This window comes from Paenibacillus methanolicus (genome assembly GCF_008124765.1).
GTDB classification, from domain to species: Bacteria; Bacillota; Bacilli; order Paenibacillales; family Paenibacillaceae; genus Paenibacillus_Z; species Paenibacillus_Z methanolicus.
The window spans coordinates 155,742-182,365 of the sequence record NZ_VNHS01000001.1 but is presented as its reverse complement, the minus strand read 5'-3'; the positions used below and the strand labels follow the sequence as shown (position 1 = coordinate 182,365).

At 54.0% G+C, this 26,624-nt stretch carries 19 protein-coding genes; 6 read left to right on the top strand and 13 right to left on the bottom strand.

Annotated features, from left to right (window positions below):
• Positions 1-28: 28 nt before the first annotated feature.
• The 7 genes from BCM02_RS00595 to BCM02_RS00565 form a co-directional block, all read right to left on the bottom strand.
• A complete protein-coding gene (locus tag BCM02_RS00595; protein WP_187433937.1) occupies positions 29-412 on the bottom strand; it encodes an alpha amylase N-terminal ig-like domain-containing protein in 384 nt (127 codons plus the stop codon).
• Between the two features lie 27 nt (positions 413-439).
• Complete coding sequence (locus tag BCM02_RS00590) at positions 440-1,279, bottom strand: sugar ABC transporter permease (protein WP_148927118.1); 840 nt, start codon at positions 1,277-1,279, stop codon at positions 440-442.
• Positions 1,276-2,571, bottom strand: a complete 1,296-nt coding sequence (locus BCM02_RS00585; RefSeq protein ID WP_246183129.1) for a carbohydrate ABC transporter permease — start codon at positions 2,569-2,571, stop codon at positions 1,276-1,278. The genes BCM02_RS00590 and BCM02_RS00585 overlap by 4 nt, the downstream gene beginning before the upstream one ends.
• 101 nt (positions 2,572-2,672) lie before the next feature.
• A complete protein-coding gene (locus BCM02_RS00580) occupies positions 2,673-3,974 on the bottom strand; it encodes a sugar ABC transporter substrate-binding protein (RefSeq protein WP_148927117.1) in 1,302 nt (433 codons plus the stop codon).
• 93 nt (positions 3,975-4,067) lie between these two features.
• Entirely contained in the window at positions 4,068-5,084 is a 1,017-nt protein-coding gene (locus BCM02_RS00575) for a LacI family DNA-binding transcriptional regulator (RefSeq protein ID WP_148927116.1), read from the bottom strand.
• Positions 5,085-5,320: 236 nt separating this feature from the next.
• The gene (locus tag BCM02_RS00570) at positions 5,321-6,670 is read right to left on the bottom strand and encodes an erythromycin esterase family protein (RefSeq protein ID WP_246183128.1); all 1,350 of its coding nucleotides are present in this window, start codon (positions 6,668-6,670) and stop codon (positions 5,321-5,323) included.
• A gap of 266 nt (positions 6,671-6,936) precedes the next feature.
• Complete coding sequence (locus BCM02_RS00565) at positions 6,937-7,554, bottom strand: TetR/AcrR family transcriptional regulator (protein ID WP_148927115.1); 618 nt, start codon at positions 7,552-7,554, stop codon at positions 6,937-6,939.
• A gap of 152 nt (positions 7,555-7,706) precedes the next feature.
• Between BCM02_RS00565 and BCM02_RS00560 the strand changes: the two genes are divergently transcribed.
• From BCM02_RS00560 to BCM02_RS00540, 5 genes are all read left to right on the top strand, one after another.
• Positions 7,707-8,630 carry a COX15/CtaA family protein gene (locus BCM02_RS00560; RefSeq protein WP_246183127.1) on the top strand — a complete coding sequence of 308 codons (924 nt, stop codon included), beginning with the start codon at positions 7,707-7,709 and terminating at the stop codon, positions 8,628-8,630.
• A 358-nt stretch (positions 8,631-8,988) separates the two neighbouring features.
• The gene (locus BCM02_RS00555) at positions 8,989-10,323 is read left to right on the top strand and encodes a sugar ABC transporter substrate-binding protein (protein WP_148927113.1); all 1,335 of its coding nucleotides are present in this window, start codon (positions 8,989-8,991) and stop codon (positions 10,321-10,323) included.
• A gap of 353 nt (positions 10,324-10,676) precedes the next feature.
• A complete protein-coding gene (locus BCM02_RS00550; protein WP_148927112.1) occupies positions 10,677-12,041 on the top strand; it encodes a carbohydrate ABC transporter permease in 1,365 nt (454 codons plus the stop codon).
• A complete protein-coding gene (locus BCM02_RS00545) occupies positions 12,038-12,877 on the top strand; it encodes a sugar ABC transporter permease (protein WP_148927111.1) in 840 nt (279 codons plus the stop codon). The genes BCM02_RS00550 and BCM02_RS00545 overlap by 4 nt, the downstream gene beginning before the upstream one ends.
• Positions 12,878-12,956: 79 nt before the next feature.
• Entirely contained in the window at positions 12,957-13,730 is a 774-nt protein-coding gene (locus BCM02_RS00540) for a hypothetical protein (protein WP_148927110.1), read from the top strand.
• A gap of 67 nt (positions 13,731-13,797) precedes the next feature.
• Here the strand turns inward: BCM02_RS00540 and BCM02_RS00535 are convergent, their stop codons facing one another.
• From BCM02_RS00535 to BCM02_RS00520, 4 genes are read right to left on the bottom strand one after another with little or no spacing between them, the layout of a single operon-like run.
• A complete protein-coding gene (locus tag BCM02_RS00535) occupies positions 13,798-14,826 on the bottom strand; it encodes an alpha/beta hydrolase family protein (RefSeq protein ID WP_148927109.1) in 1,029 nt (342 codons plus the stop codon).
• Positions 14,827-14,863: 37 nt separating this feature from the next.
• Entirely contained in the window at positions 14,864-15,712 is an 849-nt protein-coding gene (locus BCM02_RS00530; RefSeq protein ID WP_148927108.1) for a Gfo/Idh/MocA family oxidoreductase, read from the bottom strand.
• A complete protein-coding gene (locus tag BCM02_RS00525) occupies positions 15,709-16,791 on the bottom strand; it encodes a Gfo/Idh/MocA family protein (RefSeq protein WP_148927107.1) in 1,083 nt (360 codons plus the stop codon). Before BCM02_RS00525 ends, BCM02_RS00530 begins: the two co-directional genes overlap by 4 nt.
• 31 nt (positions 16,792-16,822) lie before the next feature.
• Entirely contained in the window at positions 16,823-17,677 is an 855-nt protein-coding gene (locus BCM02_RS00520) for a helix-turn-helix transcriptional regulator (protein ID WP_187433936.1), read from the bottom strand.
• A gap of 210 nt (positions 17,678-17,887) precedes the next feature.
• On the opposite strand from BCM02_RS00520, the gene BCM02_RS00515 reads away from it, so the two are divergent.
• Complete coding sequence (locus tag BCM02_RS00515) at positions 17,888-19,015, top strand: Gfo/Idh/MocA family protein (protein WP_148927105.1); 1,128 nt, start codon at positions 17,888-17,890, stop codon at positions 19,013-19,015.
• A gap of 116 nt (positions 19,016-19,131) precedes the next feature.
• On the opposite strand, the gene BCM02_RS00510 is transcribed toward BCM02_RS00515, so the two are convergent.
• Together BCM02_RS00510 and BCM02_RS00505 are read right to left on the bottom strand one after the other, a co-directional pair.
• Complete coding sequence (locus BCM02_RS00510) at positions 19,132-20,772, bottom strand: cohesin domain-containing protein (RefSeq protein WP_148927104.1); 1,641 nt, start codon at positions 20,770-20,772, stop codon at positions 19,132-19,134.
• Between the two features lie 33 nt (positions 20,773-20,805).
• Entirely contained in the window at positions 20,806-26,571 is a 5,766-nt protein-coding gene (locus BCM02_RS00505) for a DUF4962 domain-containing protein (RefSeq protein WP_148927103.1), read from the bottom strand.
• Between the last annotated feature and the right edge of the window lie 53 nt (positions 26,572-26,624).

Here is a 26,624-nt window from a genome sequence, read left to right as displayed (position 1 = left end):
ATACCTGATAGACGACCGCTTCGCGCGCCTATGCCGGAGGGTCGATTCGCTCGGTGTGGTGCAGGAATGGAAATTCGAAGTAATCCAATGGATGCGTCTCTTCCGCATGCGTAACGAAGAATCCTTTCTCCGTAAACCAGAGCCCTTCTTTCCCGGACTCTAGGTAAAAGGCATAGCATAGACGACGATCTTCCGGTACCACATCCGCTTGCCAATAATCATGCAGGCCGTCGGAAGCGATGACGCGCATTTGGACTTTTTGGCGCCTGCTCCATTGAAACTTGTCGCCATACAACAAGGTGCAGCCCGTGAGATCGCCGCACGCGGCTTTCAAGCGAATTCGTACCGTTCGATCATCAACGGCGTACCGAAACGGCAGAACCGACCGATGCGTAATAGCTGCTCGCAGCATATGCATTCATCCTTTCGTCATGAGGAATCAGCCCTTGGAAGCGCCAGCCGTCAAGCCGTCGATCACATAACGCTGCAGGAAGAAGAACAGCAGGGTGATCGGAATCGCCAGGAGCACAGCGCCGGCGGCGAAAGTCGTAAACTGCATCTGCGACTTGTCCATGACCATCTCGAACAATCCGATCGCCAGCGTCTTCTTCTCGCTCGAGCGGAGCAGCAGCCGGGGGAGAATGAAGTCCATCCATGGCGCGATAAAGCTGGTCAAGGCGACGAACGAAAGGATCGGAACGCATAACGGCGCGATCACGCGCACAAAAACCGTCGTATGGCTCGCCCCGTCGATTCTCGCCGTTTCTTCCAGACTCTTGGGGATCCCGTCCATGTACCCTTTGACAATCCAGATCCCGATCGGCGATCCGCCCGCGACGTAGACCAACACCAGACCCAAATGCGTATCCAGCAATCCCGCCTGCAGCAGCAAGATGTAGACTGAGATCATCGCCATGAATGACGGAAACATTTGCAGGACCATCAAGGTTGTCAGCACGATTTCTCTTCCGGTAAATCGAAAGCGGGATACCGCATAGGCCGCCGCCGTCACGACGACGAGCGATGCCCCCATGTTCATGCAGGCGATCTTGAACGTGTTCCAGAACCAAAGCACGTAGTCCGTATGGTCAAACAAATAGCGATAGTGGCTAAGCGTCAGTTGTTCCGGAACCAGGCTCGAGCTGTACAAGGCATTTCCCGTATTGAGCGAAGCCATGACGATCCATTGGACGGGAAACAAACAAATGACGGACAGCATAATCAAAAACAAATAGAGCAGCGCGGTTACAGCTTTACTTTCCCGCCGTCTTGATTTCATTGGACGAGATCCCTCTCTTTTTGCGCTCTCGTAAACCGGAATTGAACAATTGAGAACGAGGCGATGACGATAAAGACGAGTATCGATACCGCGGAAGCCAAATTGAATTGATTCTGCTCCAGCGTCAGCTTGAATATCCAAGACAGTAAAATATCCGTCTCTCCGGCGAATTTCAAGGCATTATTGACCGGATTTCCTTCCGTTAATAAGTAAATCAGATTAAAATTCGTGAAGTTGAAAGCAAAATTCATAATGAGCAGCGGAGCCGTGCTGAGCAGCACCATCGGCAGCGTGATGCTGACGAACTGCCGCGGGCGGCCTGCGCCATCCACCTCGGCTGCTTCGTACAAGTCTTTGGAGATCCCGCTCATCACGCCGGTCATCATAAACATGAAGTACGGGAACGCGAGCCATAAGTTGACCAGGAGGACGGTGAACTTCGCAAGCATCGGATCGGACAGCCATTCCATGGCAGGAAGACCGAAGAACTGCAGGTATTGGTTGAGCGGTCCGAACGAACCGTTGAACAAATTGCGCATGATAAGGATCGAGACAAAGCCGGGCACGGCATAAGGCACGATGAAAATCGTTCTCCACAACTTCTTGAAGCGAACGGCCGGATGCTGCACGACGACCGCGACGAATAAGCCGAAGAAGAATGTACTCCCTGTCGCGAGTACCGCCCACACGATCGTCCACAAGCCGACGCTAACGAACGTGCCGCTCCAGCTGCCGAGCGTAAGCAAATCTTTGAAGGTTTGAAAACCGACCCAATCGACCAAATGCCTGGGAGGCAAATGATTCGGCCCCGCATAATTCGTGAAGGCGACCAGCACGCCGAAAGCAATGGGCAGCATGGTGAACAGCAGCGTAATCATAAACGCCGGAGACATGAGGAGGAATGGATACCCTTCCTCGCCGAGCCGCTTCAAACTCTCCCTGAATGAGGGAACTCGAACGCCGCTTTCCCGCAGTCTCCCGAAAAGAAATGCATCGCGCACGTTCCAAGCATAAAGCAATGCCATAAGCAGGAGACCGAAGGCGGTTAACAAACCTTGCACCATCATAAATATGGAATGATCTCCCGGCATGAATTGGCCGTCGACCAGACGTGACGGCTGCTCGCCAAGATGAATGAGCATCCGAATACCCTTTTTCCACGCCGGCAGGGCAATCAGGCATCCGCATTCCACCAGCAGCAGCAAGAGCCCTTTCATCCATTGCCTGTTGTAAAACTGTCCGATGCCCATGCCAAGCAGCGACAGAAGCGCGGCAATCGTACGAGTACGCACTGATGATTCCCTCCGTCAGTACGGGAATACGGAGTCAAGATCGCCCCCGATTCCCGCGTCAAGTAGTGCAAACGTTTGCACAAATGTCATGCGAATGCTAGTTATTTGTTGATCGAGATGGCTTCGCGTATTTGTTTCACGGCTTCATCGAGCAGCGCTTTGCTATCCCCGCCGTTATTCCAGGCTTGCGTTACGGCAGTTCCCATAGGTCCCCAGACGTTCACCATTTCCGGTATGGACGGCATGGCGATTGCTGAAGCTGCTTGCTGCAGGAACGGAGCCGCGTAGGGGTCATTCGCGATCGCAGGGTCGTTCATCAGATCGTTTCTCGGCGGCAGCTGTCCGGAAATTTCGAAGCGTTTGGCCAGCATCTCTTTGGAAGAAGCGAAGTGAGCAAACAGTTTTGATGCTTGAGGATACTTCGTGTAGGAATTTACATACAAAGCTCGAATGCCAAGAAAACTCTTCGGCGTCTCGCCGTTCGGTAGTTTTGGCAGCGGTATGACGCCGAAATCAACGGCTCCTTCGAGCGATGCGGCGCCTGCCTGACCATTGATATTGAAGGCCAGCTTTCCTTCTTTGAATAATCCTTCTTTGATGTCGTACGTAACGTCTTCTTTCTTGAACGGAACGACCGTCTTGATTTTCCCGATATAATCAAGCGCATTCACGGATGCTTCGTTATTCAGGCCAATGTCCTGCGCGTCGCTGCCGTTCTTACCGAAGACGTAGCCACCGAAGCCCTGGAAGAAGGCGCTGTCATAATAAAGATTGCCCATCTCCCACATGAGCCCATAGGTCTTTTGTTTCGGATCGTTAATTTTCCCGGCGATAGCAATCAGTTCATCGAACGTCTTCGGCGGCTCGGGAACAAGTTTCTTGTTGTAGTAGAGCGCATAGGTCTCTACCCCAGTAGGGAAACCGTACAGCGTGTCCCCGAGCGTGACCCCTTTCATCGCGCTGTCCATAAAATCGTTCTGCATCATTTCTTTGAACTCGTCATTAGGCAGGATCAACCCGGCGGACGCCATATTGCCTAAATGGTCGTGCGGCGCGACAAAAACGTCGGCGGCAAGTCCGGCCGGGCCGTCCGTCTGGAGTTTTTTCGGAGCGTCTCCGTTCTCGACGACTTCGATTTTGACGGGGATGTTGTATGTCTTGGTAAACGCCGTCGTCACGTATTCGACCCACTGCCCGTTGACGCCACCTCCTTCCCACACCTTCAGCTCGGCGCCCGGCTCCGGCTTCAGACCCGCCGGATATTCGGGATTCGTACCTTCGGCTGCTTCCGTGCTCGGCGCAGACGTGGACTCTACGGGAGTCGCGGGATCAGAAGTCTGTGAACAACCGGAAGCGGTGAAAGCGAATAACAAAGTAAATGCAACTATTTTCTTGCGACCCATACTCTATTCATCCTCTCTTTAGTGGCTTGAAGCTGATATATTACCCTTTCGGGTTGCTTCCTTCATTGTGGCCATCCTTGCAGTCCGCCGCAATTATAATGCCTTGGTGCTGTTCCGTACGCTTAGACTTACCGGAAGGACATGCTTGCAATTGTCCGTAGACTCTCCATGGATCTGACTCAGCAGCATGTTTACCGCAGCCTGGCCTTTCTCTATTAAGTCCTGCTTCACCGTTGTGATAGAAACCGGGATATACGGGCTTAAGAAAATATCATCGAACCCGACGATGGACATCTGATCGGGAACGCTTATTCCGAGATCGTGCATCGCCTTCATGAATCCGATCGCGCCGACATCCGAGAAAGCGAAAACAGCCGTGAACCGCTCTTCCGCCGGCAGCGTAGCGGCCTTCAAACCAGCATGGTATCCGCCTTCCAAGGATACGGGCTCTTGCAGCACCAAGCTCGGATCGTAGGGAATTCCCGCTTCCTCCAATGCGCGACGGTAGCCGAGCCAACGTTCATGGCTCACGCCATTATGCTGTAGAACGCCCGATAGCACCGCGATTCTACGATGTCCCAGTCCAAGCAGATGCTTGGTACCGAGATGCCCGCCCGCTTGATCGTCTATGTTCACTTGCGCCAGTTTCGGATCAGACAAATAGCTGTCCATGAAGACGCAAGGCACATTCAATTGCAACAGCCGCTCCAGCACGGGGGAATTGTCAAAGGTCCCGATCACGATCAAGCCGTCCAAATGCCGTTCATGAACAAATGAAAACGACTCATTCTCGTCTGCCCCGAACAAGATCAGATGGAATTGGTGACTGCGGGTCCCTTCCTCTATGGCGGAAAGCAGCTGCCAGTAGAACGGATTATCCTTAAGTCTCCCTTTCTCCAGGAAAGGAACGATAACGCCGATCAGGTGGGATTTCTTGTCTCTTAAGTTTCTAGCCGACGTGCTCGGAACGAATTGAAGCTCCTCCATCACCTGCTCCACTTTGCGCATGGTCTCCGGCGAAGTTCTCCCGGTCTTATTCAGCACGTTGGATACGGTCGTGACCGATACATTGGCTATTCTGGCTACGTCTCTAATCGTAATGCGGCTCATGCTTGTCTCCTCCAAGGATGTAACGTTTCAGCAATGGTTATAAAATTAGAATTCGGCGCTTGAAACTTTGCTGATTTCAATCTTGATAAATCTGGTGTAACGTTTCAGCTTTTGGCAATAGCATAAAATCGATCTCGTTCGTTGTCAATCTTTTCCTTGAAATAATTATCCAGTTTCTTGTCTTTGGAAAAGTTAAAGCCACGTACAGGTTTAGACTTGTACGTGGCTTGCTGCGGTTAAATAATGGCGGAAGCGGTGATTTTCTCGATCCAAAGTATGCCGTCATACTGTTCTCTTAAGGTCATTTGCTCTTCCATTACGCCCCAATATAAGCTTGTTCGAGGTGTATCCATCCACGAAGTGCCTTTATTTCGCGCGGCTCGCAGCATGTCCACGAACACATATGAATCTCCCTTGTGCTTCAGCAGACTTTCCAGGCTCGCAGGATCGTGCTTCACGTTCACCGGGAATATCGTCTGATTGTCGCTCCCCAGGCTTTCTCCGGACAAAGCAAACATGCCGATGGTGTACGTTTGTTGCTTAATTCGCTCCGGCAAGTAATCTCCCATATTCGGTCCCGTCGGCGTGATCGTCGTAAAATCTTTGTCGGCTTTCGTATTATTTTTGCGAAGATGATAGTTATGCCCCCACACGATGATTTTTTCATGCGGATATAGCTGCTCGGCTACCCATTCGAGTTGACCTGCCATTAGACGGTCGCGCAAGAAAAGCGGGTGATCCTCCAGCTGTTCAAACGGCTGCCGATGCATCGCTCTCCACTCCTGTAACACATACGCGTCCACGACTTGTCGCCGCAGCGATAACGCGCGTACAAGAATGTCCACATCCTGCTTCCTCTTCAACCCGGCAGACGCCAGCTCAGAACGATGGCTGTCCACGAATTTCTCCAGTTCTTGATACTTCTCGGCAAGCTTCTCCTTTCGGGAGATCATCTCTTCGAGTGTCTGGCTTGACGTGATGGCCGAGAACTCGTTCTCCGCCCCTTTTAGCCTTTCGGCTTCGGACGGATCGATCTCCTCAAGCCATTCGTAAGCGGATGTCGTAAATGCGTTGCCGATTCGCGATATATCAAAACCCGTCAGGATGAGCGGATCCCCCTTTTCCTGCTGCTCCTGGATATAACGGAACAGCTCAAGCACCTCGTCTGTATGCCAAACGCCATAAATCGCGTTTTTCATGAGCTGCTCCGGCGTTAAATCGCCCATTCGACTATAAGCAGCGCTGGTCTCGGCAAATCCGGATTCAAAGGCGATGACATCGTAGTCGAGTTCTTCATGAAGATATTGAATGAGTCGCACTTTCATTTGATTCATTTCTTTCGAGCCGTGCGTGGACTCGCCAAGCTGCACGATGCGCTTGTCTTTTAATAATGGCCTCAGAAATTTTAAATCTCTCGTTTGATCGCTGGCAGGTTCTTTTAACGAACGCGCATATTTGCGAATCCATAGCTCCCAATCCTTCATCGTCCCCTCCTCGGGTTTGGCGGAGGCCGGAACGGTCCATGACAGGAACAGCAGGCTGAGCAAGATGGCAACAGCCGGACATTTCGCGATACTTCTCTTCACGTCATCACTTCCTCTCTCTTATTTCGACACACCACTAACATTAATTCGCTCAGGTTAAATGCAGGGGGCGATCCGTTTAAATTTTGTTAAAATTATCCACAAACGCACCATTATCGGGAATCGGCGGCACAAGGTAGGCAATGTCGTGAATGGGCTTAGTAGGCATCTGTTGGCGGACGCCATGAATTCGCAAAAGGTGCCATACTATGAGAAGCATGAAAAAGAGCAAACCAGCTCGGCTTGCTCCCATTCTTGCTTCTTATTTTCTATCCCTCGAGAGTCGCTCCGCGCAGGAACAGATCCACGATCTGTTTGCCCAAGTCGCGACTGGATACGTAACGGCTCTTCGTATCTTTGCGGTTGCCGAGCAATAGCAGCGTAGAGAAGGACTGCGCGAGAAACAAAGCATCGTTGTCTCTCAAGATGCGCTGCTCCATCGCGCGCTCGAAGTGTTCGGCCAGCAATTGATAAATGCGAAGCTCCGCCTGCCGAATTTCCGTATATTGCGCCTCGCTCAAGTAGTTCGCCGCCTCGTTCAATATCGTTTCGAATTCCGGATGCGGATTGGCAAGTCTAGTCTCGGCCACGCGCAGCAGCCCCGTCTCCAAGGTGTCCGATTCGCGAAGCAAATTCGAGGTTTTCGCGTGCACATGATTCATGATCGCGATCACCGAAGCCGTGAACAGTTCGGGCTTGCTCGAGAAATGATAATAGATGGATGGCTTCGATACTTGGCATGCTTTGGCGATTTGCTCCAAGGACACCTGGTCATACCCTTTCTCCATAAAGAGCTTCGAAGCCGTGCGGATGAGCATATCTTGAACGGGCTCCTGCTCGTTATCGTGTTTGGGCCTGCCCGGTACCCGATTCGTTTTGTTTTCCATAACAACCTCCATGAACATTTTATGACAAAGGCCGTTTATTATCAAAACGAACTTGTAATTATACTTACCGGTAAATATAATTTAGTCAACCTTTCATTTTCCTATCTCAGATGAATCGTTACTTCATAACTCTACCTGAAAGGAATACGCGCATGAAGAAACTCAGCTACCTCACCACGCTATTCATGTTCTTCGCTACCTTCGGAGGCGGCGTCGTCACCCGGACCGAATCCGGGCTCGGCTGCGGGGATGAATGGCCGCTATGTCATGGGAAATTCGTCCCGGCTCATACGCTCGCTTCCGTCATCGAATATTCGCATCGGCTGGTTAGCACGACGGCCGGCCTTCTCGCGATCGCGACGCTCGTTCTCTTTATTTGGACCAGAACGAAGCGCAAAGATTTGGTTTTGTTCTCGTTCCTGACGGTTGTCTTCGTCACGATACAAGGCATTATGGGGGCGCTTGCCGTCGTCTATTCCCAGTCGGCCCCCGTCATGGCGCTTCATCTCGGCTTCGCGTTTATTTCGCTGGCCAGCTCGCTCATGACGAGTCTTGGCGCCCGACAAGAAGAGCGATCGGGCGGACTGGCCGCCTATGACCGGATGCCCAGAACGAGCAAGGGATTTCGGATCTTCGTGTGGGCGACGACATTCTATTCGTACATCGTCGTCTATTCGGGCGCTTATGTCAGCCATACAGATTCCGCGGGGGCATGCGCCGGATTCCCGCTATGCAACGGCGAGCTTGTGCCTGCGTTATCCGGCGGCGTCGGAATTGCATGGGTTCATCGGTTGGCCGGCTATCTGCTCGTGATTATGATTCTCCTGTTATGCGGGTTCTTGTACCGATCCTATCGCGACATTCGCGAATTCCGGATTGTGGGAGCCCTCTCGGCTTCGTTGATCGCGTTCCAGATACTGACCGGCGCGAGCTTAATGATCACCATGGGCCGACTCGAATTGTACATGTTCAATGTATTAGCGCACGTGACGAGCATCGCCGTATTGTTCGGCGTCCTCTCCTACTTGAGTTACTTGGTCTGGAGACTAGACAAACCCGTGAAGACATCATCGTGAAATTCGATCGTAACCCGTGTGGAAAATTGTGGTTGAAATTTCCCCGACGATCCCTTATGATGCAAGTAATAAATTAAAGGCACTGCTACCTGTACAGGTACATCCTCGAAGCTTCGCGCGGAGGATGTGCCTTTTTTGCATCTTGTAACAGTCTAAATATGACTCCTTTTGTATTTACTTCCAGTACAAATTGAAGGCAATGCTACCTGACAAGGGTACATCCTCGGACGACATCCAGGATGTGCCCTTTTGTCGTTTTCCGCTCGGAGACGACGCCGACGCTGTGGCGAGATGCCAATCGCACATTGTTGTAAGCGGTTGCATTTGACGCATATAAAACCGAAAGGGGTAACAACGAATGATGAAAAAAACAGGGGTTCTTCTAAGCGTTATGGTCATGACGTACGCGCTGAGCGCATGCTCGGGCGGCAGCGCGGGGAATGGCGGGAGTAGCGGGAACGGAGGAGACGAAACAACGCCCGCCACGACGGTGCAAACCGAAGACGGACAGACGAATGCGGACGGTTCGGAGGAGCTCGTGCCCGAGCCCGGCGCCAAGCTGATCATCTGGGAAGCGAAGGAACAGCAAGCGTTCCTTGAAGAAATGGGCAAGCAATTCACGGCCAAATACAACGTGCCGGTCGAATTCCAGGAGGTCGGCGGCGGCGACCAGCGCAACCGGCTGACGACCGATGGGCCGGCGGGCATCGGCGCCGACGTCCTCGCCATCGCCCACGATCAGCTCGTCGAAGCGGTCGCCGCGGGTCTCTTCCTGCCGAACGATTTCTACGCGGAAGTGACGAAGAAGAACTTCCTGCCCTCGGCCGTCGAGGCCGTGACGATCGACGGCGTCCTGTACGGTTACCCGCGGAATATGGAGACCTACCTGCTCTATTACAACAAATCGATCGTGAAGCCCGAGGATCTGGCGAGCTGGGATAGCATCAAAGCCTTCTCCAAGCAGTTCAACGAGCCGAAGAACAACAAGTTCGGCTTCATGTTCTTGGCGAACGACTTATACTTCGTCAACTCCTTCGTGAACGGCTATGGCGGATACATCTTCGGCCAGAACGGCACCGACCCTACGGATATTGGCATCAACAAGCCCGAGTTCGTGGAAGGGATGAAATTCTACCAGAGCCTGCACGACATCCTGCCGATCAAAGCGACCGACGCGACGGCCGACGTCAAGACGAATTTGTTCCAGACCGGCAAGCTGGCGATCAATATGGACGGCATCTGGCAGCTTGGCAACTTCACGAGCGAGAAGCTGGGCTTCGAGGTCGGCGCCGCGACGCTCCCTCCGATGCCGAACGGCAAGAGCCCGCTTCCTTTCGCAGGCGTGAAGTCTTACTTCGTCAGCTCGTTCAGCCAGTATCCGAACGCCGCCAAGCTGTTCATCCAGATGCTCACGACGGAAGAAGCGCTCTCCAAGGAATTCGAGATGACAGGAATCATTCCCGCCCGCAACGGCATGGAGGACGATCCGGCTATTAACAAGAACGACGTGGCCAAAACGTTCCTCGAGCAGTTCAAGACCGCGCAGACGATGCCGGGCATTATCGAGATGCGCGCCGTGTGGACGCCGGTAACGGCCGCGCTCGAGCCGATCTGGAACGGCGCCGACGTGCAGAAGACGATGGACAAAGCCGCGGCGGATCTGAAAATCGCGATTGAACAACAAGGCAAGTAATAAAGCTGATTGGTTTGCGTTCACAATCGGAAGATTGGGAATGCAGCATTCAGCCAAAGCTGATTGGTTTGCGTTCACGGTCGTAAGACCGGGAATGCAGCATTCAGCCAAAGCTGATTGGTTTGCGTTCACGGTCGTAAGACCGGGAATGCAGCATTCAGCCTAAGCTGATTGGTTTGCGTTCACAATCGGAAGATTGGGAATGCAGCATTCAGCGAACAAAAAGCTGATTGGTTTGCGTTCACGGTCGAAAGACCGGGAATGCAGCATTCAGCCAAAGCTGATTGTTTTGCGTTCACGGTCGAAAGACCGGGAATGCAGCATTCAGCGTTTTCAAGAAAGGAGAAATTAGCATGAGCGAAGTCAATACGAGCTCCATCCCTACCCTGTCCCCCGTCGCGGACGGCGTTCCTCATGCGCGTAACGCGGCCCTGCTGTCGGTCGTCGCGGCGGGGCTGGGCCAACTCTACAACCGGCAATTCGGGAAAGGCGTCCTCCTGTTGGCGATGTATGCGATTGGATTGTTCTTTGTCATCACCCGTCTCGGACATGCGATCTGGGGGCTGACTACGCTCGGGGAACAGAAGCAGCAGCTGAAGCTCGTCGGCAAAGTATATCAGCCCGTCGCAGGAGACCACTCCATCTTTCTGATGGTGCAGGGACTGATCGTCCTCTTCGTCGCGATGCTTCTCGTCCTGCTCTATGCCGCGGCCATCCGCGACGCGTACCGCACAGGCAAGCTGCGAGAGCAGGGTAACCAGCCTAACCGCTTCGCGGATACGATCCGTTACGTCAATGACAAATGGTTCCCGTACATGATCGTCTCGCCGCCGCTGCTCTTCGTCCTCTTCTTCACGGTGCTGCCGATCGTCTTCTCCATCTTGATCGCGTTCACCGACTATTCGTCGCCCAACCATCTGCCTCCGGCGAATTTGGTCAACTGGGTCGGACTGACGAATTTCCTGGACTTGTTCCAGCTCAGCGCGTGGGCGAAAACTTTCTACGGCGTATTCACGTGGACGATGACGTGGGCGGTGCTGTCGACGGTGACCACCTTCTTCGGCGGCTTCGGCATCGCGCTGCTCGTGCAGCAGAAGTTCATCCGGTTCAAATCGTTCTGGCGCACGCTGTATATGCTGCCTTTCGCGATTCCGTCGTTCGTCTCGCTGCTCATCATGCGCAATTTTTTCAATACGCAGTTCGGGCCGGTCAATCAGTATTTACGCTGGTTCGGCATCGAAGGTCCGGAATGGCTGGCCGATCCGTTCTGGGCGAAAGTGACCGTGCTGATCGTCAATTTCTGGCTCGGCTTCCCGATCTCGATGCTGCTCATCATGGGCATCCTGACGACGATTCCGCGGGAGCAGTACGAAGCGGCCGAGGTTGACGGCGCCTCCCCGATCCAGCGCTTCCGGATGATCACGTTCCCGGGCGTCATGTATTCGCTGGCGCCGATACTGATCGGCACGTTCGCCGGCAACGTCAACAACTTTGGCGTCATTTTCCTGCTGACCGGCGGCAATCCGACCAACAGCGAATACCAATTCGCGGGCGAGACGGATCTGCTCATCACGTGGCTCTATAAGCTATCGATCACGAACGGCAAATACAACTTCGCTTCCGTCATCAGCATTATCATCTTCGTCATCATCGCCGGCCTGTCGATCTGGAATTTCCGCCGGACGAAGGCGTTCAAAGAGGAGGAGACGTACCGATGAGAACCGGCTATCGGCTGAGGCAATCGCTGTGGGTCGCTACAAGTTACGTGCTTCTTGCCTTAACTGGCCTATTCGCCGTATTCCCCGCCTTGTGGGTCGTGCTGGCTTCCTTCCGCCCGGGAACCTCGCTATTCAGCGAGACGCTTATTCCCGTCAGTTGGACGGTGGCGCACTACAGCGAGCTGTTCACGCAATTCCCGTTCGCGGAATGGTATTGGAACACCCTCAAGATCGCGGTCGTCTCCACGATCTTCGGCACGATCTTCGTGCTGCTCACGGGCTACGCGTTCTCGCGGTTCCGGTTCTACGGGAAGAAAAATTTGATGAGCGTCCTGTTCGTCCTGGGGATGTTCCCGTCATTCATGAGCTTGTTCGCCGTTTACATTCTGCTGCTGAACATGGACCTGCTTAATAAGCATTCAGCCCTGATTCTCGTCTATACCGCCGGCGCTGCACTGGGTTACCTCGTGGTCAAAGGCTACTACGACACGATTCCCAAAAGTCTGGAGGAAGCGGCGCGCCTTGACGGGGCCAGCCATTGGGGCGTATTCTTCCGCATCTTCCTCCCGCTGTCCCGTCCGATGATCGTGCTGCTGTCCGTCACCTCGTTCGCCGGCGCGTTCAACGATTATATTTTCGCGCAGGTCGTGCTGCGGTCGACGGAAAAACAGACGCTAGCCGTCGGGCTGTTCAACATGGTCAGCGGCAATTTCGCGACGCAGTTCACGATCTTCGCGGCCGGCTGCGTGCTCGTCGCCCTGCCGATCACGGCGGTATTCCTGGTCTTCCAACGCTTCCTCGTCGAGGGGTTGACGGCCGGGGCGGATAAAGGGTAAGGATTGCGGGGGACAACCCCTTGACGTTATTCGAGGAAAGATCATATTAGAAACTTAACATCTGAGGAGAATGGTCATCATGCAGCATACCGATAAACTACTTCAACGGCTCGACGCCATCGGCGAATCGCTAAGCAAGACGGATGGAGCGTTAGGTCTGCTCGGACTAGGCTCGGTCGGGCTGGAAACGGATCGTCTGGATGCCTACTCCGATCTGGATTTCTTCGTCCTCATTCGGAATGGCGAGAAACCGCGCTTCCTCGCGAGCTTGGATTGGCTGGAGCACGTATATCCGTTGGCCTATTCGTTCGCGAATACGGAGGTCGGCTACAAAATCTTGTTCGAGGACGGCATCTTCGGCGAATTCGCAATTTTCGAAGAAGACGAGCTTGCCGACATCGCTTACGCCGGCGGGCGAATGGTGTGGCGGTCACCCGAATGGAAGACGGAGATAGCCGCCTCGTCTCGGCTGCCACACAAGGAAAAGCCGACTTCGCTCGACCAACCGCTTAACGAAGCGTTGACCAATCTCTATGTCGGCCTCGGCCGCTATGCCCGGGGCGAACGGTTAACGGCGCTGCGGTTCATCCAGAGCTATGCGATCGATAACGTGATTTCCGTCTTGCATCTACTCGAGCAAGAAGCGTCGTTCTTCCCGGATCCGTTCGGACCGGAACGGCGGTTGGAACGGCGGTATCCGGGATTCGCCGACAAACTGGGCGGCATGCTGCTGGGCTGCGACCGTTTGCCGGAATCGGCGCTGCATGTGCTGGCTTATATTGAAAGCGTCTATCCGGTGAACGATCGGATGAGCTTCGAAATTCGGCGGCTGGCTAAGGAATGCGGCAATTGAGAAGAGAATCAAAAAGCAGGGGCAGTTCCAAACGTCATCCTAGATGACGCTGGGACTGCCCCTGCTGTTACTTCAACCAATGATCGAGAAACGCATATGCCATTTGGCGGATCTCTACAGGGAAATCATGGCCGCCCGCCCCAATGTAGGCACGGAAAGCATCCTCTTTGCCCAGCAGCCGATACAACTTCGCAAGTTCGAGCATCCCCTCTCCGATCGACTTCCAGTGGGGGAAGATATGATCCTCTCCGCCGGCATAGTTGAAGAAAGGCGTCGGCGCGCACAGAGCGGCGACTTCATGAAACTCGAACGGGATCCGGTCCGCCTTCAAATCATCGGAAATCTTCGGAATATGCGTATACGGGAAAGCGCGGTATCCCCAATGCTCCGGATGCGGATCCCCGGTGAACGGGCTGAAGCCGCAGCTGGATACGACGGCTTTGATCCGGTCTTCCATCCCCGCCAGGAAGTAGGCATTGTATGCGCCGAACGAATGTCCGATTGCCCCGATCGCCTGCGGATCTACGTCCGCTAACGAACATAAGACATCAATACCCTGTACATGATCCGTCACGTTCTTGGCGACCGTCGACCATTCTGGATGCTGTTCGTAGAAAGGTCCGCTATGAAAAGCCTCATGTTCCGGATAAATTCGTTCGCCTGCCGTAAGGGCATCCGGCGCTAATACGACATAACCACGCTGCACGAGCTCCAGCGCATACATGCGGTTTCTTTTGCCTTCGGCCGTCGCGATATCTTCCTTCCCTCGCTGATTCGTCGGATGAAGGGCGATGACGGCCGGATAACCCGTTGAATTAGGAGGCGGCACCTGTTCCTTGTCCGGCACCAAGATGTACGCCGTGATCTGGTCGTCATAGACCGTATCGTAAACGATATGCAGTCTCGTATGATCGGGTTGCTCGCTTCGCGAAAGCACGCGCATCCGGACGGGCGGTCTTGCGGGCAGCCCCCCGATATAATCCAGCCAGATGCGGCGAATGTCCGCCCGCTTGAGCGCCCATTGTTCCTCGTTCTCAATCCCGCTCAATAGCGGCGGAATTCCGGCTGCGCTCAACTGCGATAACTGGTAAGCCATCGTTCCTTTCTCCCTTCCGGACGATGAAGATACTTCTCTATTCGTCGTGTAGACTCGGCAATTCAATCCATTGATATGGCGTTTGCATGGCCATCCGTCCATACTCGATCAGGGCCATGACCGCGAGCGTCTCCTCCGGTTGTACCGTCGCCGCGCCGGTACGGAAAAATTGCGCCAAATTATCAATAAATGAGGTGAAGAAATCCGATTCGGCCGTCATTCGAACGGAATCGCCATCCTTGAATTGCGCGGTAAGATGAAACGGACTGTTCTGAATGTGATGGAGCGTCGCTTGCCGGCTATGCGCGAATTCGATGAGCAGCGCGGGCGTAAGAACGGTGCCGATCGACATCACGCGCTTCGCATCCGCCCCCATCAGAGCTACGATCGGCTCGATCTGATGAACGCCATAATTAGCGAATTGGCCCGGCCCTTGGCTGCACAGCGTATCGATCGCCTTCCCTTGGGCTAGCTCGTACTCTGCGGCAAACCGCAGCGCCGAGGATGAATAGAGCGGCGTACCATGCTTCTTCGCCCTGTCAAACATTCGCAGCGCGGTCTGGCGATCGGGAGCGAACGTTTTATCCACGTACGTCGGTTTGCCGGATTGTAATGGAAGCCAGGCCAGCTCTTCATGAAATTCCGGATGATCGGGCGACAGGACGATCAAGTAATCGCTCTCCGCGATAACCGCTTCAATCGTAGGCAGCAGCTCGATGCCCATGTCGCGGCACCATGCTTCGTTGGTTCTCCCTTTCGGCGAATCCGCCTTACCGTACGCACAAGTCACTTTCATCGATCCGCCCGTTGCCTCTTCGATCCAGGCCGGATAATGCTTGGCATGCCATTCATCAAGAAAATAGTCAATGAACCCGATTCTTTTCATGCTTCAGCCTCCCCGGCGCTTTCGAAGACAATCTCTCTATTCGAGTCGGACGAATCGTAGATGCCTTGGATGATGCGAGAGGAAAGAATGACCGTATCGATATGGGACGGCAGCTTCTCCCCGGTGCGGATACAGTCGAGGAAGGAGTCGATCTCGTTCTGGAACATCTCCAGGGACTTGAAGGCGGGCGTTGTCTCCAATAACACGCCGTCCTTCGCGCCGAACACTTTGAAGCCTTTGCCATATTGCAGACGGATGCCGGCTTTATCGCCGAGGAAATCGATGTACATTTCTTCGACGCCTATATTTTGCGCCCATGCGCCGTTCAACGTAATCGTCGGGCCGGCCGTTCGGATCATGGCCGTCACCAGATCTTCCACGTCATACGTGCCGGCATGGTCGGGCGGACCCGCCCACATGTTGAGATACGCATAATCGGGGATGTCCGAGCCCAATTTGCTGTACGTCTGTCCGGATACCGTGAGCGGCTGCGGATCGCCTAAGCAGTGCATGACGATATCGAGAAAATGGACGCCCCAGTCGATCAACACCCCGCCGCCCGAGACGGATTTGGTCGTAAACGCGCCGCCAAGTCCCGGAATCGACCGCTGGGAACGAAAGCTTATATACACATGATACAGCTCTCCGAGCTCGCCGTCTCGGATCATTTTTTTGATGAGATTCACGCCCGTGTTGAACCGATTCACGACCCCGATATTGAGCACGCGTCCGGTCTCATGCTGAACCTTCTGCATCTCCAGCGCTTCCGCATACGTCCTGGCGGCCGGCTTCTCGCACAGCACGTGCTTGCCTGCTCGTAAGCTATCGATGGATATGGCCGCATGAACATCATTCGGCGTGCAGATGGACAGCGCCGCGATCTCCGGATCGTTCAACGCGATGCGGTAATCCGCGATGGCCGTCCCGCAGCCGTATTCAAGCACCGCTTGATCCGCTTTCGCTTGGTTAATGTCGCAGAAATATTTGATCTCGGCACTGTGATTGGCCAGATAAGAGGGAATATGCGAAGCGTTGGCAATCGTGCCGCACCCGATAATGGCAACCTTTATTTTGGACATTGTAAACTACCTCCCTGTCGCTTCAATAAAATTATAAAATATTGCACATCCGCCGATACAACCTCGGCGATACCCCCTGCCATTTCTTGAACGCGTGACTGAAGCGATGCAAGTCTTCATACCCGACCAGCCTGCCGATCGATTCGATCTTCAAATCCGACTCCCGCAAATATTTGATCGCTTCATGATGGCGTATGCGCTGTAAAAATTGATGCGGCGTTGTCCCGAACGTTTCCTTAAACAAGCGAATGAAATGATCCTCGCTTATATTTAAACGTTGCGCCATCGCGGCATTCGACCACTGCAGCTGCATATCTTTGCGCAGCTCGTCTGCCAATTCATGAAGCGCCTTGTCATAAGCAGGCGAGGTTAACCTTGCAGAATTCGCTTGGAGTCTCATAAGAGCCGCGAAGATAAGCAGCATCAATCCTCTGCATACCGTTTCGAATCCTGGTTTGGCGGATAGAAACTCCTCCCTGACGGCCTCCATCCATCGTACGATCTCCAGCGGAACCGCCGAATAACGGCAGGCGAATATCGAATCGCCATGTTCATCTACCGGCAGGAAACAGAAATGATTCTCGTCGACGCAGTCTTCAGGGACAACCATATCGAGATCGATTCCCGTATCCAGCTCATCGTAAAAGTCAAAATGGATGCCTAGCAACCGCGCGCCCTGATCGGATGTAATCTCGATTCGATGATGGACCGCCGATTGCAGGAACAGAAGCTCCCCGGATTGGTAGATCACCGGGCACGGTTCGCCCGCGAAATGAACGCGCATTTCACCCGTCATCACGTACATGAATTCAAAATCGTACAATCGCCTAGTCGTGCCGTGCATGACGGGCGCGCATTGGCTTTGCGCCCAGTGAACGCTCGGCATTAGTTCACGGCTAATGAAAAGGCGAGGTTTCGGATGCATGAAAGCCTCTATGATTTCCTCTCTCCTCACGAGCAAATTGATCGATTTCTTGCAACTTTTAATCGAGAACTAGCAAATACTTCAGGTTTGAGTAGTGATACGATTACTCCATAAAGTCGATTATTAACAAGTTATGAGACGACTATCAACTAAAGAATAGGGTGTTGATCGATGAGAATCGGTATTATCGGATATGGAGCTCGGGTTCAAGGTTTATTCGCGGAACTATCGAAGATAGATCCCGGCTGTCAAATTGCCGCCGTTGCGGATCCCCGCAAAGAGGAGATCAAGTCGCGCGCAACGTTCGACCATGCAGATCGGATCGAATGGTACGAGAGCCCCGATACCCTCCTAGCGAACACCGAGCTGGACGGGGTTGTCGTGGGCACCCGCTGCGACCTGCATACGGAGATGGCCCTCAAGGTGCTCAAGCGAGATATCCCGTTGTTCTTGGAAAAGCCGGTTGCGACTACTTTCGAAGATCTCGTTCGATTGAAAGAAGGATATGCGGCCTCCAAATCGCAAGTCGTCGTCTCCTTCCCCCTCCGGAATACCCCCCTGGTCAAACTCGCCAAAGAGATCGTCGATTCCGGGAAGATCGGCACGGTCGAACACGTACAAGCGGTTAATAATGTGCCGTATGGTAATGTGTACTACCAAAATTGGTATCGAGACGAACGAATTACCGGCGGCTTATTCCTCCAGAAAGCGACGCATGATTTTAATTATATCAATTATTTGGTCGGCCATAATCCGGTCGCGGTATGCGCGATGAAATCCAAGCAGATCTATAAAGGCGACCGCAAGGCCGGGTTAAAGTGCACGGATTGCGAAGCGCAATATTCCTGTCCGGAAAGCTCCATAAACCATGATTTAGGCTTATATTGCAGCTTCGCCGAAGATACGGGGAATGAAGATTCCGGCAGCGCGCTTATTCGTTACGACTCCGGGATGCATGCGGCGTACTCGCAGAACTTCTTCGCCCGCCGCGGCGCGGGCAGACGAGGTGCGCGTCTGCTCGGCTACAAAGGGACATTGGAGTTTGATTGGTACACGAGCGAACTCAAGGTGTTCATGCACCATGAAGCCCGGGTGGAAACGCATCGGCTTGACGCGAACGCCTACGACGGTCATGGCGGCGGAGATACCGAGCTGCTGCGTAACTTCACGCGCGTCATGCGCGGGCTCGAGCCATCCGCGACGCCGTTGGAAGACGGATTGCTTAGCGCATTATTGTGTTTAAGAGCCAACGAGTCGGCGGATTCGAACGCGTTCCGCACCATCGATTGGAACACCTAAATACGTAAAGAACGATCCGCCGGACGTCGAATTTGGATCGAGGGCGTCGCAAAGGGTCTCCCTTTTGCGATACCCTCGCTGCTTTATCCAACTCCTTTTATCCACGATGGGCCATTCTAATTAACTCGGGTAATCCGCCGCGAAATAAAGACCAGGTCGACCGTATCCACTTTCCCGTCTTCATTCAAATCCGCGATTTTGGCCGAGAGCCAATCCGCGTCGGATGACTGTTTACCGAAATACCCCACCGCTAAGCCGAGATCTCCGATCGAAATTTGCCGCGAGAGGTTGATATCCCCCGTCGCAGGCTGGATTCTTTTGCTTTCGAATAGATCCCGAGCCGCGGTTAACCGGCGAATCGCCGCATCGATTTCCTGCGTCGTGGCATCCGTCTTGTTGGCGACGAGCTGCGCTTCGTCAATGGCCTGCTTCAAGGCAGCCTTTAATCCGCTTAGCGTCCCGGGAATGAAGGTACCGTCTTCGACTCCCTCTTGCGCGCCGTTATGGAGTGCCGTCGTCGTACTAATGAGCCCGGGCAATGCCGAACTTTTACTGACGGTAACGGAAGCCGCCGCCAATGTTTCGATGATGGTTTCGTTGCCGGAACCGTCGGCCACGGCCGCATTCGCGATGGCGAATTGCCCGGTTGCCGCGACATTCTTCGCTCTGAAGGTGATTCGCGCTACCGGCGCTTCGCCATAGATTACGTTTGCTTCCCCGGGATTCGAAGCCACGATTCGCAGACTGCCGGTTGATGCCTCATGTTCGACGCTATCGATGGTCGTGCTGGAATTGCCGCTTGCCGCGCCTTCGGTTCCGATATAATCAAACACGTTCGCATCATAATTCACCGTGATGTCTTCGGCCTTCGCTGCGGTTACGTTCTTCACCCCCACATGGACTTGGAATTCCTCCAACTCGTTTACTTGATTAGGCGCGGTAATCACGGCCTCAGGTGAGGCGGACGCTTCGTATAAGGCAATATAGTCGAAGTACGTCTCCCCTTTGTAGAGGTTCGAGTAGAGCTGGACTTTCGTGATTTCCGTTCCGGTGAAGGCGCCGTATAAGGGAATGCCCGTTTTATGAAACGTTCCCGTCGCCGAATCCAGTGCGGCCTGACTATCCACGGTACCGCTATAGGTCTTGAGCGAATCGGATTGGACGGTCAAGTCATAGGTTCTCGCCGCCGTATCGATGATCATCTTCACCGTCACCCATTGGTCGATCGGAAGCGGGGAACCCGACGATCCGCCCGGGAAGGCGTAGTTATCGGCGGTCGCGTCGCTTAACGTCTTTATGCCGAAGTTACCCGAACTATACTGCAGCATTCTCGCCGCCTTTTGAGTGCCCCCGTACAGCTCGATGTTATAGCTCGGCGTCATGCCGTCGATCTGCTTGACTTTGTACCTGGTTTCGAACACGACTTTGCCGCTTAATCCTCCGAAACCTTCTTTGACGGCAAAGGCGCCGAAACGGTAGGCATTGACCGTGCTGCTCGTATCGTAGTCATTGTCGACGAGCTGTAGGCTCTTATTAGCCGCATCCGGCTCTTCCACGATGGAGGCGATCCCTCCGTAGTAATTGACATTCGTCCACCCGTCGCCATTGGTGAAATCGCCGGTGCCTTTAGTATCGAACGATTCCCAAAACCCGTCCGTGCCCGGGATATACGCGGCAAACGAAGATTTCGCATTGGTAAATGACATCATGACCAACAGGCCGAATAGCAGGAATAGGATCGCACGCCGCTTTTTCATCAAGGTACAACCTCCTCGGTTTTGAGTGCTTACTCATTCCCCTTGCACGAAGGTGACGATTGAATCCGTTCCTATATTCTGGATTTTTTGACTAGTTGCTCCCGCATAGGTCATGCTGAATGCATGCGTTCCGCGCAGCAGCTCCTTCACGGTCTCCCCACCCGCGGTCGTACCGAATGGCCTCCAGCCACTTGCATAATACTTCGCCACTCCGCCGTCCAACGGATTGCCTTGACCGTCTTTCAACGTCACTTTCACTTTAACGGTCTGGAATACGACCGCGGCTTGAACGCCGGTATCCTGACTCGCATCTTGGGAAGTTCCTTGGTAGGTCATTCGAAACGTATGCGTTCCGGGCAGAAGCTCCTTCGCGGCTTCGCCTCCGACGGTCGTTCCTAGCGGTTTCCATCCTGCCGCATAATAAGTAACCGTCCCGCCGTCCAATGGACGACCTTGGCTGTCTTTCAACTGCGCCTTCACCTTGACGGTCCGGAATACGACCGTAGGCTTCTCGGCGATATTCTGCTGCACGTCTTGGTACGTCCCTTGGTAGGTCATACGGAATGTATGCGCCTTGTTCGCGATCGGCTTGCTGACCGTTCCCGAACTATCCGTCACGCCGTAGGGTTTCCAACCATTATCGTAGTAGGTGACCGTACCGCCGCTCAGCGGGTTGCCGTCGCTGTCCTTAAACACGACGCCCGCGAATGGCACCGGATTAATCACGCTCACCGCAACGGATGGCAGATTGTGGATCTGAGTTTCGTTGCCGCCAGTATCCGCTACAGTCGCTTCGGTTACGGCGATTACGCCGGAACCCGATAACGTCTTCGCCTTGAACGTGATCTTCAGCAGATTCGGCTCGTCGTACACTTCAGTGTTCGTTCCGATATTCGTCGATAGCAGTCTCACCGTTCCGCTGGCTTCATCCTCCTCCGCGATCGTCACCACGGTGCCCGTGCGCATAGCGGCCGCGCTTATGAAGTCAAACCGCTCGCCGTCGTAATCCAGCAGCATATCTTGCGCCGCGACCCCGGGCGCATCCCGTAGTCCGATCGCAACCTCGAACTCGCCGGACGTATCGACTTGCTCGGGTGCCGCAAGCATAACGGCTGCCTCCGAAGTCGGCTCCGAAGCTTCGTCCTTAAACAGGGCAACGTGATCAAATTGGTAAATCCCTGTATATCTGCTCCCGGTAATCTTGACCGTGTCGAGACTCGATAGACTTACGTCGTTGTTATAGAAGGGTATATCCGATACGCGGATGGTTCCCGCACCCGTTGCGCCGTTCCCCCCTGATACAGCCGGCCAAGTTTGGAACGACTCGGAGGTCAGAAGGAGGTCGTAGGTTTGAAGTTCGGTATCCACTTCCATTCGAACATCGATCCATTGGTCGCTCGGATTCGTATAGGACGCCGAACCGGTCGGTACATATTGCGCCGCGGCTGCGCCGTTCTCCATGACCCAGTAGCCCAATCTGCCGTCGCTGAATCCCGTTAATCGAGCCGCGGTCTTGCCGTTGCCGATCAATTCGACATTGAAATTCCCGTGATCGCTGCTAAGCTTGCTAAATTTGAATTTCGTTTCGAACACCAGCTTTCCGCTCAGCGGGGCGAAGCTTCGGTTCGCGACGAACGCTTGGCGGTATTCGTGATTCTGGCTCGAATTATCGTAATCCCTATCCTCCAATTTCAACATATTCCCGGTACCCCCTGGCGCCGCTTCGACCGCGGCTTTGCCGAAGGGCGCGACGATCGACCAGCCGGTCATGCTTGGCGATTCGCCTGCCGGTACGAGGTCGAACGTATCGAAGAAACCTTCTGTCGATTCCGTTGCCTTAGTCGTTACGTTGATGGCGAGACCCGTGACCGATTGATTCCCGCTCCTATCGGACGCTTCGACCTGGAATCGATAGTTCCCGCCTGGCTGCAGCCCGAATACATCATACCCCCGGCCGGTAACCGAAGCGATTAGCATCCGTGCCGTCCCCTCCATTCGGTACACCTCATACGCGTGTATCGCCCCGGAATTATCCTCGGCGCCGTCCCATGCAAGCCTGATCATATCCCCGTATACGAGGGCGGCTTTCAAGGTCCCGTCGTTCCATGCCGGCGGGGCGGTGTCCGTCGTCATGATCGACGCGATGCTGCTGGATACCGAGTAATTCTCGGAGGTATCAACCGCCTTAACCGTGATCTTATATTCCGTCGCGGGTACAAGACCGGTAAGCTGATAGGTTAGCGTTTGCGCATTGACCCTGCCCGCTTCCGCGTTGTTGGCATAGATGACATAACCGCTTACGCCTACGTTATCCGTGGAAGCCTCCCACGTCACTTGGGCCGTCGTATCGTCGACCGACGCAACGGCTACGTTCCCGGGAACCGTCGGCCGAATCTCGTCCTCCTTCACCTCCACGATGCCGATCCAATCCGTATTCATTCCGCCTCCGGCATGCCACATCGTGATTTCGACCGGACCCGGGTTCAGCTCCTGATTCATGCGGACGCGAAGCGATCTCCATTCGCTCTCCGCCCCTCCGAAGCCAGCGGTAGCCGGCACATCGATTTTGTATCCCTGATCGCCCACTTGCAGAAGTCTGCTGGCCGGGGCATCCCAGCCTGCTACGTATTTGACGACGAAGTCGTATTTCCCTTGATGGGGCACATCGAGTTCCCATTTGATCCATTGTCCTTTATTCAACCAGTTGCTTACGCCTGCGCCGTCGGACAAGAAAGGACGCGTTCGATAGATTCTGAAGGATCCGCTTCCTCCCGTTGCTGTAAACAACTCCGCTTCCTGCCACACTGTCAACGTATCTCGGACCTGGTTAAAGTCTTCTCTCACCTCTGTCGGCGTCAGCTGATCCGAACCTATTTTCTTTAATTTCAACACGCCGGAAGCGCCTGAAATGATGACGGAAGGATTGTCTTCCGAGTAGAACACGTTCTCTTTGTACTTCTCGAATAATAGTCCAGGCGATTTCTCGATGATTTCGTACAGCCCTTCTTGAATGGGCAGTTTCCCCCATCCGACCGGATGGCCGTCCAAATCCTGGTGCGCTTTCAATTGCAGCGCCGATGACGCCCCGTCAACCACCAGTTGCAAAGGAATATCCGCTAACGGCCCGGGCACTACAGCATCGTTCAGCTTTAACGCATACTTTCCCTTCTGAATTTGGATGGACAGCCTGTCATTGGCCGCGCTCCAATACAGCCCTCTTGCCGATAGGTTGGCGGCAGCGGTTCCGGCATTCGGTATGGCCTGGCCTTGCTCATCTCTAACCGCCGTAATTCCGGGAGCGTATAACGAATGCGTGCTGTCCGCATCGCTCATGACCATCAGCTGCTTCTTGCCGTACACAATCGTCGAAGGCGCGCTGCTCTCGATCAACGTCACGCCATTGCGAACGAGCTTCGTACCCGACACCAGGAGCACCGTATCTCCCTTGACGGCGATCGCGGCGCCGTTGAATCTGTACGTCCCCGTGTCGATTTCGCCTGTGTGCGCAAGACGCACATAGACTTGCGAGCCATCCTCGAATGTTAACTTTACATAAGTACCGAGGTTTTCCGAAACCACGTTCTGCGGACGAGCCGACTTCTCATACACGTCCATCGTCGTTACGATGGTCGTGCTGCCCGTCTTGGGCGTCGTAAACGCGGCATGTCGTTGGTTCGGCTTATCGGCGTATCGGATGGGACTCCCGTCAGCTTTTACGCCCGGTCTTTTTTCCACCCCATTCGCATCCAGAAACCGTTCCTCATAGACGGCGCTCATTTGCCCGGGTGCATGGATCCTCGTCTTCAAGGCGGCTTTTCCTTTCTTGATCGTCGCGCCCGCTTGATCGTGATCCACGCTCAGGTTCTCTTCCGCGTGCAGCCACCATGTAAAGGCAGAGCCTCCGGCTTGGGGCGACGCCAGGTTATCAATCGTCACGAACATGGAAGGACGGACATAAATGATATGTCGTTCAGCCTTGGATAAAGCTCCGGCATAAGCCGCGGATGCGTCGCCGCTTACCGAGTCGAAGTCCGGGTGGGTGACGAATCCGGTTATTTTCCCCTTGGCGTCGATCGTGTCGAAAGGCTGTCCCTTCTTGCCGTCGTACGTAATCGCATTATGGGCAAACGTTTGTTTCGTATAGGAGGCATGATGGGGAGAATAATATTCATCGTAGTAGCCGCTGTCCAAGGCCAGCGTTTCCCCGAAGGCGTTCAGAATGAAGCTGTTCTGATCCGAATGGCTGTGGTTGTAGCTTCCGTACGGACTGGATTTGAAGTAGAAGGACACGCGCTCCTTATCATACAGATTGGAGTGCAGAGCCGCCCAGCCCGTATCTTTAAACCAGTAGGCTCTCGGCAGCGCGACCGGCGGCTTCGGTTCTATGGATGGGTCGCCATGAAAGTAGTCGTTCAAGAAATCGTATGGAGCCGAACCGTTGTTCAAATACGCCCACTGCATGTACGGATTGTTGTACTTTTCCGCAAGCCGTTTGTACGTCGTGACATTCGGACCGTGCGGCACGTATTCGCTGTCGTCCCCGAACACGCCTCTAGGCGACCCGTTCGGATAAGCATACAACGGGAAGTTGACTTGATGCCTTGAATACGCTTTATCATACAAATCCAAACCATTGGCTAGCAGAAGGACGTCCATGAACTCTTTGCTGGACAGCAATCCCCACTGCGAATAGCCGGTCCCTTGACTATAGCCGCCGTCATCCCCGCCCCAAGGCGCCAGCAAATTAGTATATAAGGGGATTGTTTTGCGAAACCAGTCTTCGGCTTCCGGTATATCGTCCATCATGGCGATCGATACAATTCCCAAATAGCCGAGTCCCGTCCACCCATGGGATTGGTAGGGGTTTTCCACAATTGGCGTGGTTTGAAAGAGAGCGTCCGCCATGGCCTGGGCTCGAATCGCAACCATGTCCGCGATTTCTTTTCGTTCCGCCTCGGTTAGTATGCCGTACAGCCAGTCATAGGCCATAGCCGACTTGTATGCGATCGATCGATTCCACTGATTCTGCTTGGCATGACTCGTGCGGCCATCTATCGGGTCCCACTTGGCGAGATTCAATAGCTGTTTCTTCGCATTCTCGCCGACAGCAGGGTTATCCGAGATTAAATAAACGAAGGCTGCATCCCACATATTGTTAATCGACACCGTCACGTAAAGATCATCATGACTCGGGCCTGGATCGACCGGCATCGTCACGTTTGGGTTTATATTGGCGGTTACTTTAGCCAGCTTGGCATCGTAAAGCGTCTTCCCTTTCGTCAAGGAATAGGAGCGGAACTCCGCCAGATTCGCGTCATTCGTCCAGATGCGAGGATGATCCGAGCTGATGCGCGCTCGAATCGTATCCACTGGCGGGACAGGAAAGGGAAACGCGTTCTCTTCAATGCGGAAACGCCTCGGCGCCGTCCATGCCGACCATACTCCCGCTTGCTCGTACTTCACTCGCCAGAACCAGGTACCGGTGGCGAACACCTCAGGGAAATTATAGAAGTTCGTCGAAATCGCGGACGACTCATAGGCGACCGCCGCAAAATCGGCGCTTCGGGCGACTTGAACGTGATAACGTGAAGCGCCTTCGATATAGGCCCAGCGGAAGTCCGGCGGATTCTGGCTGCTAGACGATTGGTCCTCCGGCAGGAACGGCATCGTCAATCCGCCCGTCGTTGTCGGCCATTGCGGCATCTCGCCTTCGGCCGAAGCCGATGTGCCCAGCAAGAACAAACTCGCCATGATTGTCGCGATCGCAAGCGTTATACGATGAACCATTGGTTTGCGCATACGTACCTCCTCGCTTCGTTTCCCGGGACACGCATCATTCCTGTAAGCACGGC